We start from the raw sequence: 20,856 nt of genomic DNA on the forward strand, positions 1-20,856 counted from the left end.
GGTCATCCGATCGGTCGACCCCGTGCCTCCTCTCCCCATGAAGCGGCCAGTTCGGTGAAGGCGCCCGCCGCCGCGCTCCGGTAGCCGGCCGCGCGCCGCAGCAGCGCCACCGCGCGGGACGGCAGCGAGGGGGAGAGCGGCACCGGGCTCAGCCAGGGATGGTCCCGGGTGACGGCGTCCGGCAGGACGGTGGCCAGTGTCGTACGGCGGACGATCTCCGTGAGCGCGGTCACCGAGTCGGCCTCCACCGCGATCGTCGGCCGGACCCGGTGCTCGGAGACGTACGCGTCGATGTGCAGGCGGGTGGCGAAGTCACGGTCGAGAAGGGCGAGATGATGGTCGCTCAACTCCTCCGCCCGTACCGGGGTCCTCCTCGCCGCGAAGGGGTGCTCGGGGCCCACGACCAGGCCCAGGGTCTCCGTGAACAGCTCCACGGCCTCGATGCCCGCGAGGTGCTCGCCGTGGAAGGCGATGCCGAGGTCGAGCCGGTCGGCGAGGAGTTCGGCCTCGATGCGGTCCTGCGGCAGCTCCCGCACCTCCACGCTGATGCCCGGATGGCGGGTGTGGAAGTCGGCGACCAGGGGGCCGGTGAGGTACGCGGTGAAGGTGGGGGTGACGGCGAGCCGGAGGTGGCCCCGGGACAGGTCCTGCACGTCGAGCACCGCCCGCTCGCCCGCCGCCAGGTCCCGCAGCGCCCGCCGGGCGTAGCGCGCGTACGTCTCCCCGGCGTCCGTGAGGCGCACGGTACGGCCGGTGCGGTCCAGGAGCTGCGCCCCGAGGGCCTTCTCCAGCTGCTTGACCTGCTGGGACAGCGTGGGCTGGGCGATGCGGAGCTCTTCTGCCGCGCGGGTGAAGTTGGCGTGCTCGGCGACGGCGAGCAGATAGCGGAGATGGCGGATTTCCGGCTGCATGCGGCCGACTATAGATGTCATCTATAGCTGATATCGACAGTAGGTCTTGGACGCTATAGGTGCTGGTCGTGCACGGTGGGGACATGCCTCACTTCGCCGAGGGAATCGCCCGCTTCCAGCGGGAGGTCTTCCCTGCCAAGGCCGGCCTCTTCGCCCGCCTGGCCACCGCCCACCGGCCCGGCACGCTGTTCATCGGCTGCTCGGACGCCCGCGTCGTACCGGAGCTGATCACCCAGACCGATCCGGGTGAGCTCTTCGTCATCCGCACCGCCGGCAACCTCGTCCCCGCCCACACACCGGGCGCCGACGGAGTCACCGCCGCGGTCGAGTACGCCGTCACCGTCCTGGGCGTACGGGACATCGTCGTCTGCGGACACTCCGCCTGCGGCGCGATGACCGCGCTCGCCGAGGGCCACGACCTGAGCGCCGCGCCCGCCGTCGCCGCCTGGCTGCGGCACGCCGACGCCTCCCTCGCCCGCGCCGCCGCCGGCGGAACGGCCGACGTGGCCGCCCTGGTCCGGGAGAACGTCGCCGCGCAGCTGGCCAACCTCGCCACCCACCCGTCGGTGGCCCGCGCCCTGGCCGCGGGCCAAGTGCGGCTGCACGGCTGGGTCTTCGACATCGCCGACGGCACCGTCGAGGAACTCCCCGTCGCGGCACGCCCCGCGCTCGCCGCCTGATCCCCCCGCGTTTCCTTCAGAAAGGACGTACCTCTCATGGTGCACGCCCAGTTCGACCCCACCGCCCGCCGCGCCCTCGCGGTCGCCGCCGTCGACGCCAAGATCCGCAAGGACCTGAGCTGGCAGCAGATCGCGGACGCCGCAGGCCTCTCCGTCGCCTTCACCACCGCCGCCGTCCTCGGCCAGCACGCCCTGCCGGAGGAGTCCGCGAAGGCCGTCGCCGAGCTCCTCGGCCTCGACGAGGACGCGGTGCGCCTGCTCCGTACGATCCCCACCCGCGGCTCGCTCGACGGCACCGTCCCCACCGACCCGACCATCTACCGCTTCTACGAGATGCTCCAGGTCTACGGCACCACGCTCAAGGAGCTCGTCCACGAGCAGTTCGGCGACGGCATCATCTCCGCGATCAACTTCAAGCTGGACGTGAAGAAGGTCGCCGACCCCGAGGGCGGCGAGCGCGCCGTCATCACCCTGGACGGCAAGTACCTGCCGACCAAGCCCTTCTGACGAGAGGTCAGTCAGCGGCCTCGGCGCCGAGGAGGGCCAGGGAATCTGGCCACAGGGCGTCGAGGCGGCCCGGGTCGTCGTACAGCTTGGCGAAGAGGACCCGGCCCTCCAGCTGGGCGACCAGGGCCCGCGCGGCCGCGCCGGGGTCGGCGACCGTGACCTCACCGCGCGCGCGGGCCTCCGTCACGGTCTCCGCGACGAGGGCCGCCTGCTCGTCGAAGATCTCCCGCAGCCGCGCGCGGACGCTCTCCGTCCGGGTGCTCAGCTCCAGGGCCAGGTTCCCGAGGAGGCAGCCCGTGACCGTGCCGCAGCTCTCCCGGCCCGTCCGCAGCTCGGCCTCCGTGGACTCGTACAGCCGCCGCAGCCGCCGGAGCGGCGGGAGGTCGTCGCCGAGCGCGCGCGACCACTCCGCGCGCTGCCCGGCCCAGTGCTCCTCGACGACGGCGAGGGCGAGCTCCTCCTTCGACGCGAAGAAGTAGTAGAAGCTGCCCTTCGGCACACCGGCCGTCGCGCAGATCTCGGCCACGCCCAGGGCGGAGTAGCCGCGCGCCAGCATGAGCGTCCGCGCGGCGGTCAGGATGCGCTCGCGCGCGTCACTCGTTCGCCCCATGGCGAGAGTGTACGACCGGTCGACTACTTCCTCCCCCGTGTGCGCTCGGCCTCCGCTTCCGGGGGTGCCGCACACGGTTCTATGGTGGGCGGCGCAGATCGCGCGGACCGCGCGGTCCCCCGCGGGCGCGCGCCCGATCCGGCGGCCAACCCGGCGGCAGGGTCGTACCCGCACGACACGAACGAGGAGTTCCATGGACATCGCCGGCTCCGCCGCTCTCGTCACCGGCGCCGCTTCCGGCCTCGGCGCCGCCACCGCCGCCGCGCTCGCCGCCCGTGGCGCCACCGTCTACGGCCTGGACCTGGACAAGGCCGTGGCCGCCGCCGGGCCGCTGCCCGAGGGCGTCCGCCTGCTCGCCGCCGACGTCACCGACGAGGACCAGGTCCGCGAGGCGCTCGCCGCGATCGACGCCGACGGCGCCGAGCTGCGGCTCGCCGTGAACTGCGCCGGCATCGCCCCCTCCGCCCGCGTCCTGGGCCGCAAGGGGCCGCACGACCTCGACCTGTTCCGTACGGTGCTCAACGTCAACCTGCTCGGCACCTTCAACGTGATGCGGCTCGCCGCCGAGGCCATCGCCCGCCACGAGCCCGACGAGCACGGACAGCGCGGCCTCGTCGTCAACACCGCCTCGATCGCCGCCTTCGAGGGCCAGGTCGGGCAGATCGCGTACGCCGCCTCCAAGGCGGGCGTCGCCGGGATGACCATCACCGCCGCCCGCGACCTGGCGCAGTTCGGCATCCGGGTCGTCACCATCGCCCCCGGCATCGTCGACACCCCGATGATGGCCGGCTTCGGCGAGGACGTCAGGGCCGGTCTCGCCGCGAGCGTCACCTTCCCGCAGCGCCTCGCGCGCCCGGAGGAGTACGCCCGGCTCGTGACGATGATCGCCGAGCACGACTACCTCAACGGCGAGACGATCCGGATGGACGGCGCGCTCCGGATGGCGCCCCGCTGAGCCCTGGCTGAGCTCCCGCTGAGCCTCCGCTGAGTCTCCGTACCCCCGGGACAGCACTCGGTGTCGGAAGTATCCGGCACCGAGTGCCGCGCGGATGCGCGGCGAGTGTTAGGTTCGGGCCATGGGAACAGCGTCGACGAACTCCACGAAGCCCGCGATGCGGGACTCCCTCATCGCCGCGGCCTTCCAGCTCTTCCTGGAGCGGGGCTACGAGCAGACCACCGTGGACGACATCGTCACGCTCGCGGGCGTCGGCCGGCGGTCCTTCTTCCGGTACTTCCCCTCGAAGGAGGACGTGGTCTTCCCCGACCACGAGCAGTGCCTCGCCGACATGACCCGCTTCCTCGCCGCGAGCGCCGACTCCGACGACCCGGTCGTCCGCGTCTGCGACGCCGCCCGGCTCGTCATGCGGATGTACGCCGAGAACCCCGACTTCTCCGTGCAGCGCTACCGGCTCACCCGCGAGGTGACCGGACTGCGCACCTACGAGCTGTCGGTGGTCTGGCGGTACGAGAAGACCCTCGGCGACTACCTGCGCACCCGCTGGGCCGACCGCAGGGACGGCACCCTGCGCGCCAACGTCGTGGCGGCGGCCGTGGTCGCCGCCCACAACCACGCCCTGCGGCACTGGCTGCGCTCGGGCGGCGAGGGCGACCCGCTGGCCGAGGTCGACGGGGCCCTGGAGTTCGTGCGCGCGACCTGGGCCGGCGGCCAGGCGGCGGACGCGCCGGCCGGGGAGACCGAGGACGTCGTCGTGGTGATCACCAAGCGGTCCACCCCGATGTGGCGCGTGGTGCGCGAGGTGGAGTCGAGCCTCGGGGAGGACTGAGGGGCGCCTGAGGCCTTCAGGGTTCTCAGTATCTCTAATTGAGGGAACTCAGGTCTTTATTTGATGGCACTCAGTGCCATATCTTTGCTCCATGCACGGTCGAGCCGCCGAGTGCAAGGAGAAGGCATCGTGTTCCACACGGGACTGAGGAGCGGGACAGCCGTCCAGGCCGAAGAGTCGGCCCCCGACTCCGAGCTGTACTTCCAGCGCTGCCGCTGGTGCCACACCACCACGTTCCAGCGCCTGCTCTGTCCGACCTGCGGGTCGACCGACCTCGCGCCCGAACTCAGCGACGGCGAGGGCGTGATATCCGTACGCCGCGGGGTCGCCGCCGCCGATGCCGACCTCTGGCCGGTCCACATGACCGAGGGCTTCGTCGTCCGCTGCCGGGTCGACGGACCGCTGCACGCCGTGCGCCCCGGGGTCCGGGTCAAGGTCTCCGGCACCGCGGTCTCCGGGCGCAGGCCGGTCGTCCGGCTCTGCGAGGAGGTCCCGCTCGACGGCTGGTACTGAGCCTCCGTACGACGAAGGGGTGGGTGGCACAGAGTGCCACTCACCCCTTCTCGCGCTTCGGGTGGATCAGCGCGCGGCGATCTCGTCCGTCAGCTGCGGCAGCACCTCGAAGAGGTCGCCGACCACGCCGTAGTCGACCAGGTCGAAGATCGGGGCCTCGGGGTCCTTGTTGACCGCGACGATCGTCTTCGAGGTCTGCATGCCGGCCCGGTGCTGGATCGCGCCGGAGATGCCCGCCGCCACGTACAGCTGGGGCGAGACCTGCTTGCCGGTCTGGCCGACCTGGTTGGAGTGCGGGTACCAGCCGGCGTCCACGGCGGCGCGGGAGGCGCCGACGGCCGCGCCGAGCGAGTCGGCCAGCTTCTCGACGACCGCGAAGCCCTCGGCCGCGCCGACACCGCGGCCGCCGGAGACCACGATCGCGGACTCGGTCAGCTCGGGGCGGCCGGTGGAGACGCGCGGTGTGCGCGAGACGACCTTGGCGGCGTTGCCGGTGAAGGCGACGGCCACGTTCTCGACCGTGCCGGCGGCCGGAGCGGCCTCCGGGGCGGCGGAGTTCGGCTTGACGGTGATGACCGGGACGCCGTGCGAGACCGTCGACTTCACCTGGTACGAGGCGGCGAAGACGGACTGGGTGGCGACCGGGCCGTTCTCGCCGGCCTCCAGCTCCACGGCGTCGGTGATCAGGCCGGAGCCGAGGCGGAGCGCGACGCGGGCCGCGATCTCCTTGCCCTCGCCGGAGGAGGTCACCAGGACGGCGGCCACCCCCTTGTCCTTCGCGATCTGGGTGAGCGCGTCGACCTTCGGGACGACGAGCTGCTCGGCGAACTCGGCGCCGTCCGCGACGTACACGGTGGCCGCGCCGTACTCGCCGGCCGTGGCGGCGATCGAGGCGGCGGCCTCGCCGGCGCCGAGGACGACCGCCGTGGGCTCGCCGATGCGGCGGGCCAGCGTCAGCAGTTCGAGGGCCGGCTTGCGGACCGCACCGTCGGCGTGGTCCACGAGAACCAGGATCTCAGCCATGATTCCTTGCTCCTGAGGTGGGGTGACGGTGGGTCAGATGAACTTCTGGGTGGCGAGGAACGCGGCGAGCTGCTTGCCGCCGTCACCCTCGTCCGTGATGATCGTGCCCTGCGTGCGGGCCGGGCGGGCGGCCGCCGAGTCGACCAGGGTCCAGGACCCGGCGAGGCCGACCTCGTCGGCGTCGATGTCCAGGTCGTCCAGGTCCAGCTCCTGGACCGGCTTCTTCTTGGCGGCCATGATCCCCTTGAAGGAGGGGTAACGGGCCTCGCCGGACTGGTCGGTGACCGAGACGACGGCCGGCAGCGGGGCCTCCAGGTGCTCGGTGGCGGCGTCGCCGTCACGGCGGCCCTTCACGAGGCCGTCCTCGACGGAGAGCTCCGACAGCAGGGTGACCTGCGGGAGGCCCAGGCGCTCGGCGAGCAGGGCGGGCAGGACGCCCATCGTGCCGTCGGTCGAGGCCATGCCGCAGACGACCAGGTCGAAGCCGGTCTTCTCCAGGGCCTTGGCCAGGATCGCGGAGGTGGCGATGACGTCGGAGCCGTGGATGTCCTCGTCGTTGACGTGGACGGCCTTGTCGGCGCCCATCGAGAGCGCCTTGCGCAGGGCGTCCTTGGCGTCGTCCGGACCGACCGTCACGACGGTGACCTCGGCGTCGTCGGACTCCTCGGAGATGCGCAGGGCCTGCTCGACCGCGTACTCGTCGAGCTCCGACAGCAGCCCGTCCACGGCCTCGCGGTCGGTCGTCAGGTCGTCGGCGAAACCGCGGTCGCCGGTCGCGTCGGGGACGTACTTCACACAGACAGCGATCTTCAGGGTCACGGCCTGTCTCCTTTCGAGAGGCTGGTGGTTACGGGAGGTTGCGGGCCATGACGATGCGCTGGACCTGGTTGGTGCCCTCGTAGATCTGGGTGATCTTGGCGTCGCGCATCATGCGCTCGACGGGGTAGTCGCGGGTGTAGCCGTAGCCGCCGAGGAGCTGGACGGCGTCGGTGGTGACCTCCATGGCGACGTCGGAGGCGAAGCACTTGGCGGCGGCGCCGAAGAACGTGAGGTCGCCGTCGACGCGCTCGGACTTGGCGGCGGCGGCGTAGGTGAGCTGGCGGGCCGCTTCGAGCTTCATGGCCATGTCGGCGAGCATGAACTGCACGCCCTGGAAGTCGGCGATCGGCTTGCCGAACTGCTTGCGCTCCTTGACGTAGCCCTTGGCGTAGTCGAGGGCGCCCTGGGCGATGCCGATGGCCTGGGCGGCGATGGTGATGCGGGTGTGGTCGAGGGTCTTCATGGCGGTGGCGAAGCCGGTGCCCTCGGCGCCGATCATGCGGCTGGCGGGGATGCGGACGTTGTCGAGGTAGACCTCGCGGGTCGGGGAGCCCTTGATGCCGAGCTTCTTCTCCGGCGCGCCGAAGGACACGCCCTCGTCGCCCTTCTCCACCACGAACGCGCTGATGCCCTTGGAGCGCTTGTCGGGGTCGGTGACGGCCATCACCGTGTAGTACTCCGAGACGCCGGCGTTGGTGATCCACCGCTTGACGCCGTTGAGCACCCAGGAGTCGCCGTCGCGCACCGCGCGGGTCTTCATGCCGGCCGCGTCGGAGCCCGCGTCGGGCTCGGACAGGGCGTAGGAGAACATCGCCTCGCCGCGGGCGAGGGGGGCGAGGTACCGGTGCTTGAGCTCCTCCGAGCCGGACAGGATCACCGGCAGCGAGCCCAGCTTGTTGACGGCCGGGATCAGCGAGGAGGAGCCGCAGGCGCGCGCGACCTCCTCGATCACGATCACCGTGGCCAGCGCGTCCGCGCCGGCGCCGCCGTAGGCCTCCGGGACGTGCACGGCATGCAGGTCGTTGGCGACCAGGGCGTCCAGGGCCTCCTGCGGGAACCGGCCCTCCTCGTCCACCGCCGCCGCGAACGGCACGATCTTCGCCTCCGCGAGGGCACGCACCGACTCCCGAAGCATGTCGTGCTCCTCGGAGGGCCGATACAGGTCGAAGTCCTTACCCATGATGTGGAGCTCCCCTAGACGCTTGTGGCACTGAGTACCCTCAGCAAAACACACTCAGTGCCATGACGCCAGAGCGCCCCGACGCGGTTCCGTGTCGGGGCGCTCTCCATACCGTGCGGTCGGTTTTCTCGACCCTACGGCTCCTCGGCGTTCAGCTCGTCCCTGCGTCGCCGGTCCTCCTCGTACCGGGCGCCGAGCTCCCGCGCGTACTCCTCGGTCAGCCGGAGCCCGGTCAGCAGCGCCGGCGTGCAGACGCTCGGCATGTAGTGCTGGAGGAGGACCGAGACGCGATGGAACAGGTCGGTGCGGTCGCACAGGACCTGGGACATTGCCTGGACCCCGGAGTAGGCACCCGAGAACAGCGCGGCCGAATCCGTGACGTTGACGTGGGGGAGCAGCTCGCCGCGCGCCTTCGACACCATCAGGATCTCCGAGAGCTGGTCGATCCACGCCTGGAACGGGGCGACCCGGTCGATCCCGGTGGCACCGCTGTCCAGGGCCAGGGCGACGCTCGCCCGCACGAGCGGGTCGCGCTGCAGCCGGTGGGCGAGCAGGAAGGCCTGGTCCGCGAGCTCCTGGAGCTTGATCGCCTGCGGCGCCAGCGGTACGTCGAGCATCTGCGCGTCCAGCACCCCGAGGGCGAGGTCCTCCTTGGAGGCGAAATGGAAGTACAGCGCCCCCTTGGTCACCCCGGCGCGCACCAGGATCTCTCCGATGGTCGTGCGCTCGTAGCCCCGCTCGGCGAAGACGGCCGCGGCCGATTGCAGGATCGCCTGCCGGGTCTTGATTGCACGCGCTTGCTGCGCCAAGGCGCCTCCCGCTGTATCGCTGTCTGTGCTCGTGGTGTGACGTGAAGGATTGAAAAGAAAACCGCGCTGTACGTACCCTAGGCCGGGCGGGCACGCCGCCCTGGGGCGCGGGGACGCGAGGGGGATCCATGGAGCAGGACGCTCGGGGAGCGACGGCGCAGGTTCCCGGAGAATTCGTCCACCGGTCGGACCCCGCGGACATCTTCCCCACGGGCTGGACCCGCCTGGCCGAGAACCGCTTCTCCGTATCCGCCCACTGGCCCGCCGTACATCCCTTCTTCTCCCCGGTGGCAGGTGACCGCCACGACCCCGTACTGGTGGCCGAGACGATACGCCAGAGCACCATGCTGCTCGCTCACGCCGAATTCGGGGTACCCGTCGAGGATCAGTTCGTCATGTGGGGCCTCCACTACACGGCCGACGCCGAGACGCTCGCCGTGGACGGCCTCTCCTCGGAGGTCACCCTCGACATCGTCTGCTCCGACCTCGACATCCGCCGCGGCGCCCTCCGCAGCCTGCGCACCACCATCGTGCTCACCCGCGACGGCCGGCACCTCGCCACCGGCGGCCTCCAGACCCGCTGCACCTCGGCCCTCGCGTACCGCAGGATCCGGGGCGAGCGGATGGCCATGATCGGCCGGCCCGTCCCGCTGATCACGGGCGTGGCCCCGCGGCTGGTCGGCCGCGAGGACGGCAAGGACGTCGTCCTCGCCCCGGGCACCCGCCCCGGACAGTGGCAGCTGCGCGTCAACACCGTCCACCCGACCCTCTTCCGGCGCCCGAACGACCACGTGCCCGGCATGCTGCTCCTCGAAGCGGCCCGGCAGGCGGCGACGGCGGCCCTCGGCGACGGGGCATGCCTGCCGACCGAGCTGGACGTCTCCTTCGTGCGCTACGCCGAACTCGACAGCCCCTGCTGGATAGAGGCCGAGATCCTGCCCGGCTCCGCCTCCGGGGCGGCCACCGTCCGGGTCACCGGCCGGCAGGACGGGGAGCCCGTCTTCCTCTGCACGCTCACCTCTCCGTCCCGGGCCCTGGCGGTGGCCGGAGCCGGCTCCGGCGCCCGTATGACGGGCTGAACCGGACCGGACCGAAACGGAACCATGGGGCCACGCATCCTCATCACCGGCGCGACCGGATTCATCGGCGGCCGGGTGGCGGCGAAGGCGGCGGCCGCGGCGCGGGCCGCGGCCGGCCCCGCGCACGTGCGACTGCTCGCCCGCCGCCCGCTCGACCCGCCGGTCGGCCCGGGGGCGGAGACCGTCCCGGGCGACCTCCGTGACCACGCCTCCCTGCGCCGCGCCTGCGAGGGCGTCGACGTACTGATCCACTGCGCCTCGGCGATCGGCGCGGACGAGGACCTCGCCCGCGCGGTCAACGACGAGGGGACCCGGGCCCTGGTCGACGCGGCCGTACGCGCCGGGGTGACCCGGATCGTCTCCCTGAGCACCGCCTCCGTCCACGGCCGCGGACCCTTCCGGGCGGCGGCCCCCGGCACCCTGCCGCTCGCCCCGGGCTCGGTGACCAGCCGCACCCGGGCGGCGGGGGAGCGGTACGTCCTCGACGCGGGCGGTACGGTCCTGCGGCCCCACCTCGTGTACGGCACGGGCGACCGGCAGCTGATGCCCGGCGTCGTCCGGCTGCTCGCCGCCCTGCCCGGCCCGCTCGACGGCGGTTCCTCGCTGCACTCCATGATCGACGCGGACGGTCTGGCGGGGGCCCTGCTCGGGGCGGCGCTCTCCCCGGGGACGCGGCCCGGACCCCGCTACGTCAACCATCCGGAGCCGGTCCCGGTGGCGGAACTGCTCGCGACGGCCGAGGCGGTCCTCGCCGGACGGTCAGGGCCCCGGGGGCCCGCGGTGGACATCGCCGGGGCCCGCGCGCTGCTCGCGGACCTCCCCTTCGCGCAGCACCACCTCGCCATGCTCGCCAGTGACCACTGGTTCGCGGACGACCGGCCCTGGCGGGAGTGGGGCTGCGACCCGGGGCGGGGTTTCGCCGCGACGATCGCGGACCACCTGCCCTGGTACCGGGGCCTGCCCGTCCCCTCCTGACGCGGGACGTCTCCGCGCGGAACCTCCGCGCCGTCCGGGCGGCTACGAGCTCTGACTGCCCGCGGGTTCGAGTCCGGCGAGCGACTCCGGGTCCGTCAGCATCCGGAACAGCGTGTGCCACAGGCCCGTGACGGTCCGGGGCGACAGCCATTCGCCGTTGTCCCGGCCGAGGGTCTCCAGACCGATCGTGGCGGCCACGATCGCGCGGGCGAGGTCCTGGTGGCGCCCGGCGCCGGCGGCGAGCAGGCCCTCGTCGGCCGCCTCCGCGAGCCGCTGCTGCACGCAGCTCTGCCATTCCTGGCGCGGGTTGAGCTCCGTACGGGCGTCGTCGGCGCAGCCGAGCCGGAACCCGGCGCGGACGACGACGTCCTCGCGGAGCAGGCGGGCCAGCGCGTGCGAGGTGTCGGCGAGGTTCTGCAGGGCGTTCGACCGTCGTCCGTACACGATCCGGGCGGTGCGGCGCAGGACGGTGGAGGCCTCGTCCTCGACGGCGGCGGCGACCGCCGCCTTGTTCTCGAAGTGGAAGTGGAGCGCGCCGGGGCTCACGCCCGCTCCCGCGCTGATCGCGGACAAGGTGGCCAGGGCATAGCCGTGCTGCTCGAACTCCCTGGCCGCGGACCTGATCAGCGCGTCGCGGGTCCGTGTGCCCCGCTCTTGTTTGGTCACCCATGGCTCCCGTAGCACCAAGCGTCTCAGCGGCAGAGGCCCGCGCCCCACCGCGCCGTACCGCTCGACGGAATGAAACCGACTGCTTGGTATTGTACGAGGCCGGCACTCGCCGACACGGCTTTTTCCTCAGCGCTCCGGCTGCCCCGGCGGCGCTCCCCGCGCGGGGCGGCCGGTGGTCACCCGGCCGTCGTCCCGTACCGGGCGAGGAGACGGGCCCGGCGGGAGGGCTGGAGGTTCGCGCGGGTCACGTCCCCGCCGTAGTGGGCGAGGACCCGGTGGTCCATGACGCGCCGCCAGAGCGGGGGCACGTACGCGAGGACGATCATCCCCGCGTACCCCGTCGGCATCTCGGGGGCCTCGTCGAAGTGGCGCAGCGACTGGTAGCGCCGGGTGGGGTTGGCGTGGTGGTCGCTGTGCCGCTGGAGGTGGTACAGGAAGACGTTCGAGGCGATGTTGTCGCTGTTCCAGCTGTGGCGCGGGGCGCAGCGCTCGTACCGGCCGCTCGCGGTGAGCTCCCTCTTGAGGCCGTAGTGCTCGGTGTAGTTGATGACTTCGAGCAGGCAGAAGCCGAAGACCGCCTGGACCGCGAGGTACGGCAGGACGCCGGGCCCGAAGGCGAGCGCGAGCGCCGTGAAGAGCGCGAACGACAGGGCCCAGGAGCTGAGGACCGTGTTGCGCGGGCTCCACGCCGACCGGCCCCGCCGTTCGAGCCGGCGCTTCTCCAGGCGCCAGGCCGAGGTGAGGCTGCCGAGGACGGTCCGGGGCAGGAAGCGCCAGAAGCTCTCGCCGAGCCGGGCGCTCGCCGGGTCCTCGGGGGTGGCGACGCGGATGTGGTGGCCGTGGTTGTGCTCGACGTAGAAGTGGCCGTACCAGGTCTGGGCGAGCGCGATCCGGGAGAGCCTGCGCTCCAGGACCTCCGTCTTGTGCCCCAGTTCGTGGGCGGTGTTGATGGCGATGCCGGCGACGCCGCCGAGGGTGAACGTCAGCCCGATCCGGTCCGCGAGGGCGAGGTCGCCCCGGGTGATCAGCCAGCAGCCGAGGACGAGCCCGGCGTACTGGAGGGGGAGGTAGAGGTAGGTGCACCACCGGTAGTAGCGGTCCTGTTCCAGGTGGGCGATGGCGCTGTCCGGCGGGTTGGCGGAGTCCTTGCCGATCAGGTGGTCGACGACCGGGAAGGCCACGTACAGGACGAGGACCCCGGTCCACCAGAAGAGACGGAGCCCGGTGGCGTTCACCAACCCCCAGGAGAGGAAGGGGAAGGCCGGTATGAGCAGGCCGAACAGCCAGAGCCAGCGCTTGGGGTCGCGCCAGGCGGCGGGGGCTTCGGGGGAGTCGCTGTGCAGGGCCAAGGCCGGCTCCTCGGGGAGATGGACACTTCACATGCCTACTGTCCAGTTGATAGACGGATCGCCTGTCGGACGTCAATGCTCTGGACAGGGACCGGTGGATAAAGTGGGGGCACGATGACACGTTTCCGCGAGAGTGTTCGGTCCCTCCTGCGCGAGCAGGTGCTCGACGCCGCCTACCGGCTCGTCGCCGCCGACGGCTGGGGAGGGCTGCGCATGGCCGGGATCGCGCGGGCCGCCGGCATCAGCCGCCAGACGCTCTACAACGAGTTCGGCTCGAAGGAGGCCATCGGGCAGGCCCTGGTCCAGCGCGAGCTGGAGGGCTTCCTGCTCGGTATCCAGCGCGAACTCGACGCCCACCGGAGCCAGTTGGAGGCGGCGGCCGCGGCGGGCGTCGGCTACACGCTCCAGCAGGCCGTGGACAACCCCCTCATCAAGGGCGTCCTGCTCGCGGCGCGCGGCGGCGAGGACGATCTCCTCGCCTACCTCACCACCCGCCCGGAACCCGTCTTCGGCACGGCGATGACGATGCTCGACGCGTACGCGACCGAGGCCTGGCCCGACGTCGACGAGGAGTCCCGCGGCCTCGCCGTCGAGACGATCGTCCGCCTCACCGTCAGCCACATCGTCCAGCCGGTGGGCCCGCCGGAGGAGTCCGCGCGGCGCATCGCCAGGATCACGGCGCGGATCGCGTACCCGGGCGGGGCCTGAGCCGGAGCCTTGCCGGGAGCCGGGAGCCGGGAGCCGGGAGCCGGGAGCCGGGAGCCGGGAGCCGGGAGCCGGGAGCCGGTGCGGATCGCGTACCCCGGCGGGGGTGCGTGCTCCGGCGGGGCCTGACGCGGCGGGAACCGGGGAGTGGCGGCGGCCGACTGCCTCGACGTGACAGAACCGTCGGGCCCTTCCACCTCCTGGGGGAGAACCATGAACCGCCGCAACCTGCTCCGCGCCACCACCGCCCTCGGCGCCACGGGCGCCCTCGCGGGCGTCACGGGAACCGCCACCGCCACCGCTGCCGCCACGGCCGCCGCCGCCGCGTCCGAGCGCCGCCCGCTCCGGGTGCACCTCGTCCTCTTCGACGGCGTCGAGGAGCTCGACTTCGCCGCCCCCTACGAGGTGCTCTCCGCCTCGGGGTTCTTCTCCGAGCGTCCGGTGGACGTCCGGTACGTCTCCGTCGACGGGCCCGGCACCGTCACCGCCGCCTTCGGCACCGAGGTCCGCGTCGAGCACCCCTGGGCCCCGCGCGAGGCCGACCTCCTCGTCGTGCCGGGCGGCGGCTACGCGCGCCGGGACAGCCCCGGCGTCTGGGCCGAGCTCGACCGGGGCGTCCTGCCCCGCGCCCTCGCGGCGGCGGTCCGGCCGGGGCTCACCGTCAGCGCCCTGTGCACCGGCGTCATGCTGCTCTCGGCCGCCGGGCTCACCCGGGGCCGCCCCTGCACCACCCACCACAAGGCCCGACCGGACCTGGAGCGGCAGGGCGGCGTCCTGAAGGGCGCGCGCGTGGTGGACGACGGCGACCTGGTGACCGCCGGCGGCGTCACCTCGGGCCTGGAGCTCGCCCTCTGGCTGGTCCGCCGGGAGCTCGGCCCCGAGGCGGCGAACGGCCTGGAGGCCATGCTGGAGTACGAGGCCCGCGGCACGGTCTGGGTCCGGCCGGACTCGCGCTGACGAAAAGGGCGAGGGCGAAAAGGGTGAGGCCCGCTGCCGGAAACGGGGGATCTTCGGCAGCGGACCTCTGTTGAACATTGTACTAGATCGTTAAGGGTGGTGCGCCGTCCGGAGGGCGGCGGTGGCGAAAGGCGGCCGGGCGGGGTACATCTCCCCTGAGACATCTCCCCGAGGCGACGACGAGGAGGCCGCCGTGGAAGGCAGAAGCAAAGGGATCGTGCACTCCTTCAACCGTCTCGCCGGGTACGGCTTCGTCGTCCCCATGGGGTCCGAGGAGCAGGTGTACTTCCGCGCGGAGGACATCGAGAGCGCGACGCGGACGGTCTCCGAGGGGCAGCAGGTCTCCTTCGTCCTGGTCCTCGGAGACGGCCGCTTCGAGGCCAGGGAGCTGCGCGTCTGACACGGACCGGGCCCCGGGGCGGGGGCGCCGCCCGGTGGTACTGTGCCGAGGCCAGTCGCACCTTTGTACGCACCTGAACGGGTACGTGCACGGGTCAGGGAATCCGGTGGAAGACCGGAACTGACGCGCAGCGGTGAGGGCGACGGGCGGAGCATCGGCCACTGGGCGGCACGACGGGCCCGGGAAGGCGCCCCGTCCGGCCGACCCCGAGTCCGAAGACCTGCTGGCGGCCCCGGCGGCACGCCGCCGCCCGGGGAGGACCGTACGACAGGCTCCGCGTATGAGCCGTGGCCGCAGAGGAAGTTCCCGTGCCGCTCGCACACCCCGTCCGCTCCGCCGTGCTCGCCCTGGCCGGCGTCCTGCTCCTCACCGCGACGGTGACCGGCTGCGGAGGCGGGTCCTCCGCGCCGTCCGGGAAGAGCGCCCCCGAGCACGGGTACCCCGTCACCCTCGACGAGAACTGCGGACGGCCGGTCCGCGTCGACCGCGCCCCGCGCCGGGCCGTCGCCCTCGACCAGGGGGCGGCGGAGATCATGCTCTCCCTCGGCCTCGCCGACCGCATGGTGGGCACCGCGACCTGGACGGACCCGGTGCTCAAGGGACTTGAGCGGGAGAACGCGAAGGTGCCGCGCCTGGCCGACCGCTACCCCTCCTTCGAGAAGGTCCTCGACACCGAACCCGACTTCGTGGCCGCCTCGTTCGGGTACACCCTCGGCAAGGGCGGAGTGGCGCCCCGCGAGCGCTTCGAGCAGCTCGGCGTCCCCACGTACCTCTCGCCCACCGACTGCGTCGGCAAGGACAACAGCGGCGACGGCGACGGCGTCCGCACCCGCCCCCTCACCATGGAGACCGTCTACGGCGAGATCCGCGACCTGGCCCGGGTGTTCGCGGTCCCCGAGCGCGGCGAGAAGCTCGTGGCCGGGCTCAAGGCCCGGGTGGCGAAGGCCACGGCGGCGGCCGACTTCACCGACGCCACCGTCCTCTACTGGTACTCGGACTCCAAGTCGCCCTACATGGCGGGCTGTTGCGGAGCGCCCGGGATCGTCACGAACGCGCTCGGGGCGAAGAACGTCTTCGACGACACCCGCGAGGAGTGGCCCCAGATCAACTGGGAGACCGTCGCGGACCGCGACCCCGACGTCCTCGTGCTCGGCGATCTGACCCGCCGCGCGCAGTCCGCCGAGAGCGCCGCCAAGAAGATCGAGTTCCTGGAGTCCGACCCCGTCACCCGGAACATGGCGGCCGTGAAGCACAAGCGCTACGTCCTGCTCAGCGGCCAGGCGCTCAACCCCACCCTCCGCACCGTCGAGGGCATCGAGAAGGTGGCGGCCGCGCTCCGCTCGTACGGTCTCGCGAAGTGAGCACGCCCCTCCTGGCAACCCGGCCGGCCCGGCCGGTACGCCTCACGGCGCTGCTGTGGACCGTGGCCGGGCTCGTCCTGCTCGGCCTGTCCGTGGCCGTGGCCATCACCATCGGCCCGGCGGACATCGGCGTCGGCGAGGTCGGGTCCGTGGTCGCCGCCCACCTCGGCGGCGGCGCCTCCGAACTCTCGCCGATCCGCGACGGGATCGTCTGGGACCTGCGGCTGCCCCGTACCCTCCTCGCCGCCGTCTGCGGCGCCGGACTCGCCGTCTGCGGGGCGGTGATGCAGTCGCTGCTGCGCAACCCGCTCGCCGACCCCTTCGTCCTGGGCGTCTCCTCCGGCGCCTCGACCGGCGCGGTCGCGGTCGTCGTCCTCGGTGTCGGCGGCGGCCTCCTCTCCGTCACCGGCGGGGCGTTCCTGGGGGCCGTGGTCTCCTTCGCGCTCGTGCTGCTGCTGAGCCACACCCTCGGCGGCTCGACGGACCGGGTGGTCCTCGCCGGCGTCGCCGCGATGCAGCTCTTCTCCGCCCTCACCTCCTTCGTCGTGATGACCGCCGCCGACGCCGAGACCACCCGGGGCGTCCTCTTCTGGCTGCTCGGCTCGCTCTCCGGGGCCGGCTGGAGCGAGGTGCGGGTGTGCCTCGCCGTCCTCGTGGCGGCCCTGCTGATCTGCGGCGGGCACGCGCGGACCCTGGACGCCTTCGCCTTCGGCGAGGAGGCCGCCGCCTCGCTCGGCGTCGCCGTCGCGCGGACCCGGCTCGTCCTGCTGTGCGTCACCGCCCTCCTGACGGCCGCCCTGGTCTCCGCCGCCGGCGCGATCGGCTTCGTCGGCCTCGTCCTGCCGCATGCCGCCCGCGCGCTCGCCGGCCCCGGGCACGCCCGCCTGCTGCCGGTGACCGCCCTGGCCGGGGCGGTGTTCCTCGTCTGGGCCGACACGCTCGCCCGCACGGTCCTCGAACCGCAGGAGGTCCCGGTGGGCGTGGTGACCTCGCTGATCGGCGTACCGGCCTTCGTCCTCGTCCTGTACCGCACCAGGAGTGCGCGATGAGCCCTTCCGCAGACGCCGGACTCCGCGCCGAGCGGGTCTCGCGCACGGCCGGCGGCACCCTCGTCCTCGACGGGGTCAGCCTCACCCTGGCCCCCGGCACCGTCACCGGCCTGCTCGGGCCCAACGGCTCGGGCAAGTCCACTCTGCTGCGCCTGCTCGCCGGCGTCCTCGCCCCCGACTCCGGGTTCGTCACCCTCGACGGCGAGCCGCTGGACGGGCTCGGCCGCCGCGCGGTCGCCCGGCGCCTCGCCACGGTCGAGCAGCAGGCCGACACCCAGACCGACCTGACCGTCGCCGACGTCGTACGCCTCGGCCGCATCCCGCACCGCAGGGCCTGGACCCCGCCCTCGGAGGCGGACGAGACCGCCGTCCGCACCGCCCTCGAACGGACCGGGCTCACCGACCGCGCCCGGCAGCCCTGGCGCACCCTCTCCGGCGGCGAACGCCAGCGCGTCCAGATCGCCCGCGCCCTCGCCCAGGAACCGCGCGAACTCCTCCTCGACGAACCCACCAACCACCTCGACATCCAGCACCAGCTGGACCTCCTCGCCCTCGTCGCGGACCTCCGCCTCACCGCCGTCGTCGCCCTCCACGACCTCAACCTCGCGGCCATGTACTGCGACCGGCTCGTGGTCCTCGCCCGGGGCCGGGTGGTGGCGGGCGGCCCGCCGGAGGAGGTCCTCACCGAGGAGCTGATCGCCGAGGTCTACGGGGTCCGCGCCGCCGTGACCCGGCCGGGACCCGACGGGCGCCCGCACATCCGCTTCCTCGGTACGGTGGGCGCATGTCCGAGCCCGTAGACGCCACTGGTCGCTCCCACCCGCACGAGCGGACCCCGGGGGCACGCGAACTCACGGCGGCGGCCGAGGTGTTCGGTCTGCTCTCCGACCCCACCCGGCTCCATCTGGTGTGGCTGCTCACCCGGGGCGAGGCCGACGTCACCGCCCTCACCGAGGCCTGCGGGGCCGCACGGCCCGCCGTCAGCCAGCACCTCGCCAAGCTGCGCCTCGGCGGGCTCGTCACGACCCGCAAGGACGGCCGCCGGGTCGTGTACGCGATGCCGGACGGGCACCTGAAGCGCCTGGTCGTCGAGGCGATCAGCCGCGCCGACCACCAGGTGACCGGGGAGCCCTGGCACGACTGAGACGAGCGGCGTAAACATGTGCGCACTCGTGCACGCGTCGGCTACGGTGGAGACCTCAGCCGTCCGCCGTCGCCGACCGGGGGCGTCCTCATGCTGTCCGTGCTGCGCAACCGCACCTACCGGCGCCTCTTCTGCGCGCAGGTCGTCGCCCTCGCGGGCACCGGCCTGGCGACCGTGGCGCTGAGCCTGCTCGCGTACGACCTGGCCGGGGCCGACGCCACCGCCGTGCTCGGCACCGCCCTCGCCCTCAAGATGGCCGCGTACGTGACGATCGCCCCGCTCGCCGGCGCGCTCGCCGACCGCGTGCCCCGGCGCGCGCTCCTCGTCTCCATGGACCTGGCGCGGGCGACGGTCGTGCTCGCCCTGCCGTTCGTCACCCAGGTCTGGCAGGTGTACGTCCTGATCCTCCTGCTCCAGGCCGCCTCCGCCACCTTCACCCCGGCCTTCCAGGCGACGATCCCGCAGGTGCTGCCCGGGGAACGCGACTACACCGAGGCCCTCTCGCTCTCCCGGCTCGCCTACGACCTGGAGAGCCTGGCCAGCCCGGTACTCGCCGCCGCGCTGCTGGCCGTCGTCCCGTACGACTGGCTGTTCGCCGGCACGACCACGGGCTTCCTCGCCTCGGCCCTCCTCGTACGGACGACCACCCTGCCGACGCCGCCGGAGCACGGGGATCCCGGGGCCGCCGGGGCTGCCGGGGCGGGCCGGGGCGCGGGTGCCGTCCCGGCCACCGGGGCGAGCCGGGGCTCGGGTGTCGTCCCGGCTGCCGGCGCGGGCCGGGGCTCGGGTGCCGTCCTGGCCACCGGCGCGGGCCGGGGCTCCCGTGCCGCCTCGGCCGTCGGTCGGCTGTACGCCAAGGTGGCCTTCGGCGTGCGGCTCGTCCTCGCCACCCCGCGCCTGCGCGCGCTCCTCGCCCTCGACCTCGCCGTCGCGGCGGCCGGGGCCGTGGTCCTGGTCGACACCGTGCTCCTGGTCCGCGACACCCTCGGCCGTCCCGCCGGGGACGTGCCGTTCGCGCTCGGCGCGTACGGCGCCGGGTCCATGGCCGTGGCGCTGCTGCTGCCGCGCGTCCTCGGCCGGGCGGACGACCGTGCGGTCATGGTGCGGGCGGCCTTCGTGCTGCCCGGGGCCCTCGTGCTGCTCGCCGTGGGTCTCGCCACCGGCGCCCGGTCCTGGCCCGCGCTGCTCGCGGTCTGGCTGGTCGTCGGGGCCGCGGGCTCCGCGGTGCTCACCCCCGGCGGCAGGGTGGTGCGCCGCTCGGCCGACGGCGGCGACCTGCCGGCCGCGTTCGCGGCCCGGTTCTCCCTCTCGCACGCCTGCTGGATGCTCGCCTACCCGCTCGCCGGCGGACTCGCCGCCTGGGCGGGGCCCGCCGTCTCGGCGGCCGTGCTCGCCGCCCTCGCCCTGGTCGGGGCCGTGGGCGCGGCGTACCTCTGGCCCCGCGAGGACCCGGCCGAGCTGGAGCACGTCCACCCCGAACTCCCGGCGGGGCACCCGCACCTGGCCGGGTCCGGCGGGCGCCACGCGCACGCGTACCACATCGACGCGCTGCACCGCCGGTGGCCGACGCCGTCCGGTCAGCGCGGGAGCCGCATCTCCAGACCGTCCAGGACCACGTCCAGGCCGTAGGCGAACTTGGCGTCCCGGATGGCGACCGGGTCGACCACCGCGTGGGCGGCGGCCTCGTCGTAGGCGGCGGCGAGGTGGTCGTGGTCGGCCGCCGCCCGCTGCGCGGCGGGCATGAGCCGGGCGATGAACCCGGCCTCGGTCTCCCCGGAGCGGGCGACCGTGGAGAGCCAGGCGGCCTCCGTGGTGCTCATGCCGATGACGTACGACAGGAGGGTGTCGATCGCGCGGCTCGGGTCGGGGAAGCCGGCGGCCGTGAACAGGGCGGCGAGCCGCTCCGAGTACGACATCAGGTTGGGTCCCAGATAGGCGAGGCCCGCCTGCCCCAGGGTCGACGAGAGCCAGGGGTGGCGCAGGGCCGTCGCGCGGAAGGACCCGGCCGCCTCGGTGGCGGCGGCCCGCCAGGGGCTGTCCGCGGGCGGGACGACGATCTCGCCCGCGACCTCGTCCACGGCGAGCTCCATCAGCTCGTCCTTGGTGGCGACGTGGCGGTAGAGGGAGGTCGCGCCGGCGTTCAGGCGGGCGCCGAGCTTGCGCATGCTGAGCGCCTCGATGCCGTCGGCGTCGAGCATGGCGACCGCCTCGCGCACGATCGCGGCCCGGCTGAGCGCGGGCTGATCGGGGGCGGACTGCTCGCGGGCCCATACGGACGGGACGGGGTTCGCCTTGGCGGCCATGGTCCTCCTTCACTGCGCATCCACTGCGT

General features: G+C 73.3%; 24 protein-coding genes and 1 riboswitch. Of the genes, 15 read left to right on the top strand and 9 right to left on the bottom strand.

Going from position 1 to position 20,856, the window contains the following annotated elements:
- Positions 1-2 precede the first annotated feature (2 nt).
- Positions 3-911 carry a transcriptional regulator CynR gene (gene cynR, locus ACH4TP_RS10200; RefSeq protein ID WP_398436953.1) on the bottom strand — a complete coding sequence of 303 codons (909 nt, stop codon included), beginning with the start codon at positions 909-911 and terminating at the stop codon, positions 3-5.
- Between the two features lie 83 nt (positions 912-994).
- Between cynR and ACH4TP_RS10205 the strand changes: the two genes are divergently transcribed.
- A complete protein-coding gene (locus ACH4TP_RS10205) occupies positions 995-1,591 on the top strand; it encodes a carbonic anhydrase (RefSeq protein WP_398436954.1) in 597 nt (198 codons plus the stop codon).
- 36 nt (positions 1,592-1,627) lie between these two features.
- On the top strand, positions 1,628-2,098 hold the full coding sequence (cynS, locus tag ACH4TP_RS10210) for a cyanase (protein WP_398185493.1): 471 nt from the start codon (positions 1,628-1,630) through the stop codon (positions 2,096-2,098).
- Between the two features lie 7 nt (positions 2,099-2,105).
- On the opposite strand, the gene ACH4TP_RS10215 is transcribed toward cynS, so the two are convergent.
- Positions 2,106-2,708, bottom strand: a complete 603-nt coding sequence (locus ACH4TP_RS10215) for a TetR/AcrR family transcriptional regulator (RefSeq protein ID WP_398436956.1) — start codon at positions 2,706-2,708, stop codon at positions 2,106-2,108.
- Positions 2,709-2,901: 193 nt separating this feature from the next.
- Between ACH4TP_RS10215 and ACH4TP_RS10220 the strand changes: the two genes are divergently transcribed.
- From ACH4TP_RS10220 to ACH4TP_RS10230, 3 genes are all read left to right on the top strand, one after another.
- On the top strand, positions 2,902-3,663 hold the full coding sequence (locus ACH4TP_RS10220) for an SDR family NAD(P)-dependent oxidoreductase (RefSeq protein WP_388862855.1): 762 nt from the start codon (positions 2,902-2,904) through the stop codon (positions 3,661-3,663).
- Between the two features lie 121 nt (positions 3,664-3,784).
- Positions 3,785-4,492, top strand: a complete 708-nt coding sequence (locus ACH4TP_RS10225) for a TetR/AcrR family transcriptional regulator (RefSeq protein WP_389227235.1) — start codon at positions 3,785-3,787, stop codon at positions 4,490-4,492.
- Positions 4,493-4,621: 129 nt separating this feature from the next.
- Positions 4,622-5,005: a zinc ribbon domain-containing protein gene (locus ACH4TP_RS10230; protein WP_389227238.1), complete on the top strand. Its 384-nt coding sequence runs from the start codon at positions 4,622-4,624 to the stop codon at positions 5,003-5,005.
- Between the two features lie 66 nt (positions 5,006-5,071).
- Here ACH4TP_RS10230 and ACH4TP_RS10235 read toward each other — a convergent pair whose 3' ends face one another.
- The 4 genes from ACH4TP_RS10235 to ACH4TP_RS10250 form a co-directional block, all read right to left on the bottom strand.
- Complete coding sequence (locus ACH4TP_RS10235) at positions 5,072-6,028, bottom strand: electron transfer flavoprotein subunit alpha/FixB family protein (protein ID WP_389227241.1); 957 nt, start codon at positions 6,026-6,028, stop codon at positions 5,072-5,074.
- 33 nt (positions 6,029-6,061) lie between these two features.
- Positions 6,062-6,847: an electron transfer flavoprotein subunit beta/FixA family protein gene (locus tag ACH4TP_RS10240; protein ID WP_398185486.1), complete on the bottom strand. Its 786-nt coding sequence runs from the start codon at positions 6,845-6,847 to the stop codon at positions 6,062-6,064.
- A gap of 28 nt (positions 6,848-6,875) precedes the next feature.
- Positions 6,876-8,027: an acyl-CoA dehydrogenase family protein gene (locus ACH4TP_RS10245; RefSeq protein ID WP_398436959.1), complete on the bottom strand. Its 1,152-nt coding sequence runs from the start codon at positions 8,025-8,027 to the stop codon at positions 6,876-6,878.
- Positions 8,028-8,161: 134 nt separating this feature from the next.
- Complete coding sequence (locus ACH4TP_RS10250; RefSeq protein ID WP_389232579.1) at positions 8,162-8,836, bottom strand: ScbR family autoregulator-binding transcription factor; 675 nt, start codon at positions 8,834-8,836, stop codon at positions 8,162-8,164.
- 128 nt (positions 8,837-8,964) lie between these two features.
- Here ACH4TP_RS10250 and ACH4TP_RS10255 point away from each other — a divergent pair, with 128 nt between their 5' ends.
- Both ACH4TP_RS10255 and ACH4TP_RS10260 read left to right on the top strand, forming a co-directional pair.
- Entirely contained in the window at positions 8,965-9,915 is a 951-nt protein-coding gene (locus ACH4TP_RS10255) for a ScbA/BarX family gamma-butyrolactone biosynthesis protein (protein WP_389232582.1), read from the top strand.
- Between the two features lie 24 nt (positions 9,916-9,939).
- Positions 9,940-10,890 carry an NAD-dependent epimerase/dehydratase family protein gene (locus ACH4TP_RS10260; protein ID WP_398436961.1) on the top strand — a complete coding sequence of 317 codons (951 nt, stop codon included), beginning with the start codon at positions 9,940-9,942 and terminating at the stop codon, positions 10,888-10,890.
- A gap of 42 nt (positions 10,891-10,932) precedes the next feature.
- On the opposite strand, the gene ACH4TP_RS10265 is transcribed toward ACH4TP_RS10260, so the two are convergent.
- Both ACH4TP_RS10265 and ACH4TP_RS10270 read right to left on the bottom strand, forming a co-directional pair.
- Positions 10,933-11,556, bottom strand: coding sequence for a ScbR family autoregulator-binding transcription factor (locus ACH4TP_RS10265; RefSeq protein WP_389232588.1), 624 nt, complete (start codon positions 11,554-11,556; stop codon positions 10,933-10,935).
- Positions 11,557-11,735: 179 nt separating this feature from the next.
- Complete coding sequence (locus ACH4TP_RS10270; RefSeq protein ID WP_398436963.1) at positions 11,736-12,908, bottom strand: alkane 1-monooxygenase; 1,173 nt, start codon at positions 12,906-12,908, stop codon at positions 11,736-11,738.
- Positions 12,909-13,022: 114 nt separating this feature from the next.
- Here ACH4TP_RS10270 and ACH4TP_RS10275 point away from each other — a divergent pair, with 114 nt between their 5' ends.
- The 8 genes from ACH4TP_RS10275 (at position 13,023) to ACH4TP_RS10310 (ending at position 20,153) form a co-directional block, all read left to right on the top strand.
- Entirely contained in the window at positions 13,023-13,616 is a 594-nt protein-coding gene (locus tag ACH4TP_RS10275; RefSeq protein ID WP_398185474.1) for a TetR family transcriptional regulator, read from the top strand.
- A 210-nt stretch (positions 13,617-13,826) separates the two neighbouring features.
- Positions 13,827-14,570, top strand: a complete 744-nt coding sequence (locus ACH4TP_RS10280) for a DJ-1/PfpI family protein (protein WP_398436965.1) — start codon at positions 13,827-13,829, stop codon at positions 14,568-14,570.
- Positions 14,571-14,763: 193 nt separating this feature from the next.
- Positions 14,764-14,970 (top strand): cold-shock protein, encoded by a 207-nt coding sequence (locus ACH4TP_RS10285; protein ID WP_389232600.1) that lies wholly within the window; start codon positions 14,764-14,766, stop codon positions 14,968-14,970.
- A gap of 96 nt (positions 14,971-15,066) precedes the next feature.
- Positions 15,067-15,192, top strand: a riboswitch (cobalamin riboswitch).
- Between the two features lie 86 nt (positions 15,193-15,278).
- Positions 15,279-16,331, top strand: coding sequence for an ABC transporter substrate-binding protein (locus tag ACH4TP_RS10290; RefSeq protein ID WP_398185469.1), 1,053 nt, complete (start codon positions 15,279-15,281; stop codon positions 16,329-16,331).
- Entirely contained in the window at positions 16,328-17,380 is a 1,053-nt protein-coding gene (locus tag ACH4TP_RS10295; protein ID WP_398185466.1) for a FecCD family ABC transporter permease, read from the top strand. The genes ACH4TP_RS10290 and ACH4TP_RS10295 overlap by 4 nt, the downstream gene beginning before the upstream one ends.
- Complete coding sequence (locus ACH4TP_RS10300; protein ID WP_389232609.1) at positions 17,377-18,180, top strand: ABC transporter ATP-binding protein; 804 nt, start codon at positions 17,377-17,379, stop codon at positions 18,178-18,180. Before ACH4TP_RS10295 ends, ACH4TP_RS10300 begins: the two co-directional genes overlap by 4 nt.
- On the top strand, positions 18,165-18,524 hold the full coding sequence (locus tag ACH4TP_RS10305; RefSeq protein WP_389232612.1) for an ArsR/SmtB family transcription factor: 360 nt from the start codon (positions 18,165-18,167) through the stop codon (positions 18,522-18,524). The genes ACH4TP_RS10300 and ACH4TP_RS10305 overlap by 16 nt, the downstream gene beginning before the upstream one ends.
- Before the next feature lie 90 nt (positions 18,525-18,614).
- A complete protein-coding gene (locus ACH4TP_RS10310) occupies positions 18,615-20,153 on the top strand; it encodes an MFS transporter (protein WP_398436969.1) in 1,539 nt (512 codons plus the stop codon).
- On the opposite strand, the gene ACH4TP_RS10315 is transcribed toward ACH4TP_RS10310, so the two are convergent.
- Positions 20,102-20,827: a TetR/AcrR family transcriptional regulator C-terminal domain-containing protein gene (locus ACH4TP_RS10315; RefSeq protein ID WP_398185461.1), complete on the bottom strand. Its 726-nt coding sequence runs from the start codon at positions 20,825-20,827 to the stop codon at positions 20,102-20,104. The genes ACH4TP_RS10310 and ACH4TP_RS10315 overlap by 52 nt on opposite strands.
- Positions 20,828-20,856 lie beyond the last annotated feature (29 nt).

The sequence above is a fragment of the Streptomyces sp. NPDC021012 genome, from assembly GCF_044333355.1.
GTDB lineage: Bacteria > Actinomycetota > Actinomycetes > Streptomycetales > Streptomycetaceae > Streptomyces.

Excerpts from the sequence above, each read along its gene's own strand:
- ACH4TP_RS10225 (WP_389227235.1), top strand. The coding sequence starts at position 3,785 with ATGGGAACAGCGTCGACGAACTCCACGAAGCCCGCGATGCGGGACTCC.
- ACH4TP_RS10220 (WP_388862855.1), top strand. The coding sequence starts at position 2,902 with ATGGACATCGCCGGCTCCGCCGCTCTCGTCACCGGCGCCGCTTCCGGC.
- ACH4TP_RS10245 (WP_398436959.1), bottom strand. The coding sequence starts at position 8,027 with ATGGGTAAGGACTTCGACCTGTATCGGCCCTCCGAGGAGCACGACATG.
- ACH4TP_RS10315 (WP_398185461.1), bottom strand. The coding sequence starts at position 20,827 with ATGGCCGCCAAGGCGAACCCCGTCCCGTCCGTATGGGCCCGCGAGCAG.
- ACH4TP_RS10260 (WP_398436961.1), top strand. The coding sequence starts at position 9,940 with ATGGGGCCACGCATCCTCATCACCGGCGCGACCGGATTCATCGGCGGC.
- cynS (WP_398185493.1), top strand. The coding sequence starts at position 1,628 with ATGGTGCACGCCCAGTTCGACCCCACCGCCCGCCGCGCCCTCGCGGTC.
- cynR (WP_398436953.1), bottom strand. The coding sequence starts at position 911 with ATGCAGCCGGAAATCCGCCATCTCCGCTATCTGCTCGCCGTCGCCGAG.
- ACH4TP_RS10280 (WP_398436965.1), top strand. The coding sequence starts at position 13,827 with ATGAACCGCCGCAACCTGCTCCGCGCCACCACCGCCCTCGGCGCCACG.
- ACH4TP_RS10205 (WP_398436954.1), top strand. The coding sequence starts at position 995 with ATGCCTCACTTCGCCGAGGGAATCGCCCGCTTCCAGCGGGAGGTCTTC.
- ACH4TP_RS10300 (WP_389232609.1), top strand. The coding sequence starts at position 17,377 with ATGAGCCCTTCCGCAGACGCCGGACTCCGCGCCGAGCGGGTCTCGCGC.
- ACH4TP_RS10215 (WP_398436956.1), bottom strand. The coding sequence starts at position 2,708 with ATGGGGCGAACGAGTGACGCGCGCGAGCGCATCCTGACCGCCGCGCGG.
- ACH4TP_RS10310 (WP_398436969.1), top strand. The coding sequence starts at position 18,615 with ATGCTGTCCGTGCTGCGCAACCGCACCTACCGGCGCCTCTTCTGCGCG.
- ACH4TP_RS10255 (WP_389232582.1), top strand. The coding sequence starts at position 8,965 with ATGGAGCAGGACGCTCGGGGAGCGACGGCGCAGGTTCCCGGAGAATTC.
- ACH4TP_RS10305 (WP_389232612.1), top strand. The coding sequence starts at position 18,165 with ATGTCCGAGCCCGTAGACGCCACTGGTCGCTCCCACCCGCACGAGCGG.
- ACH4TP_RS10235 (WP_389227241.1), bottom strand. The coding sequence starts at position 6,028 with ATGGCTGAGATCCTGGTTCTCGTGGACCACGCCGACGGTGCGGTCCGC.
- ACH4TP_RS10275 (WP_398185474.1), top strand. The coding sequence starts at position 13,023 with ATGACACGTTTCCGCGAGAGTGTTCGGTCCCTCCTGCGCGAGCAGGTG.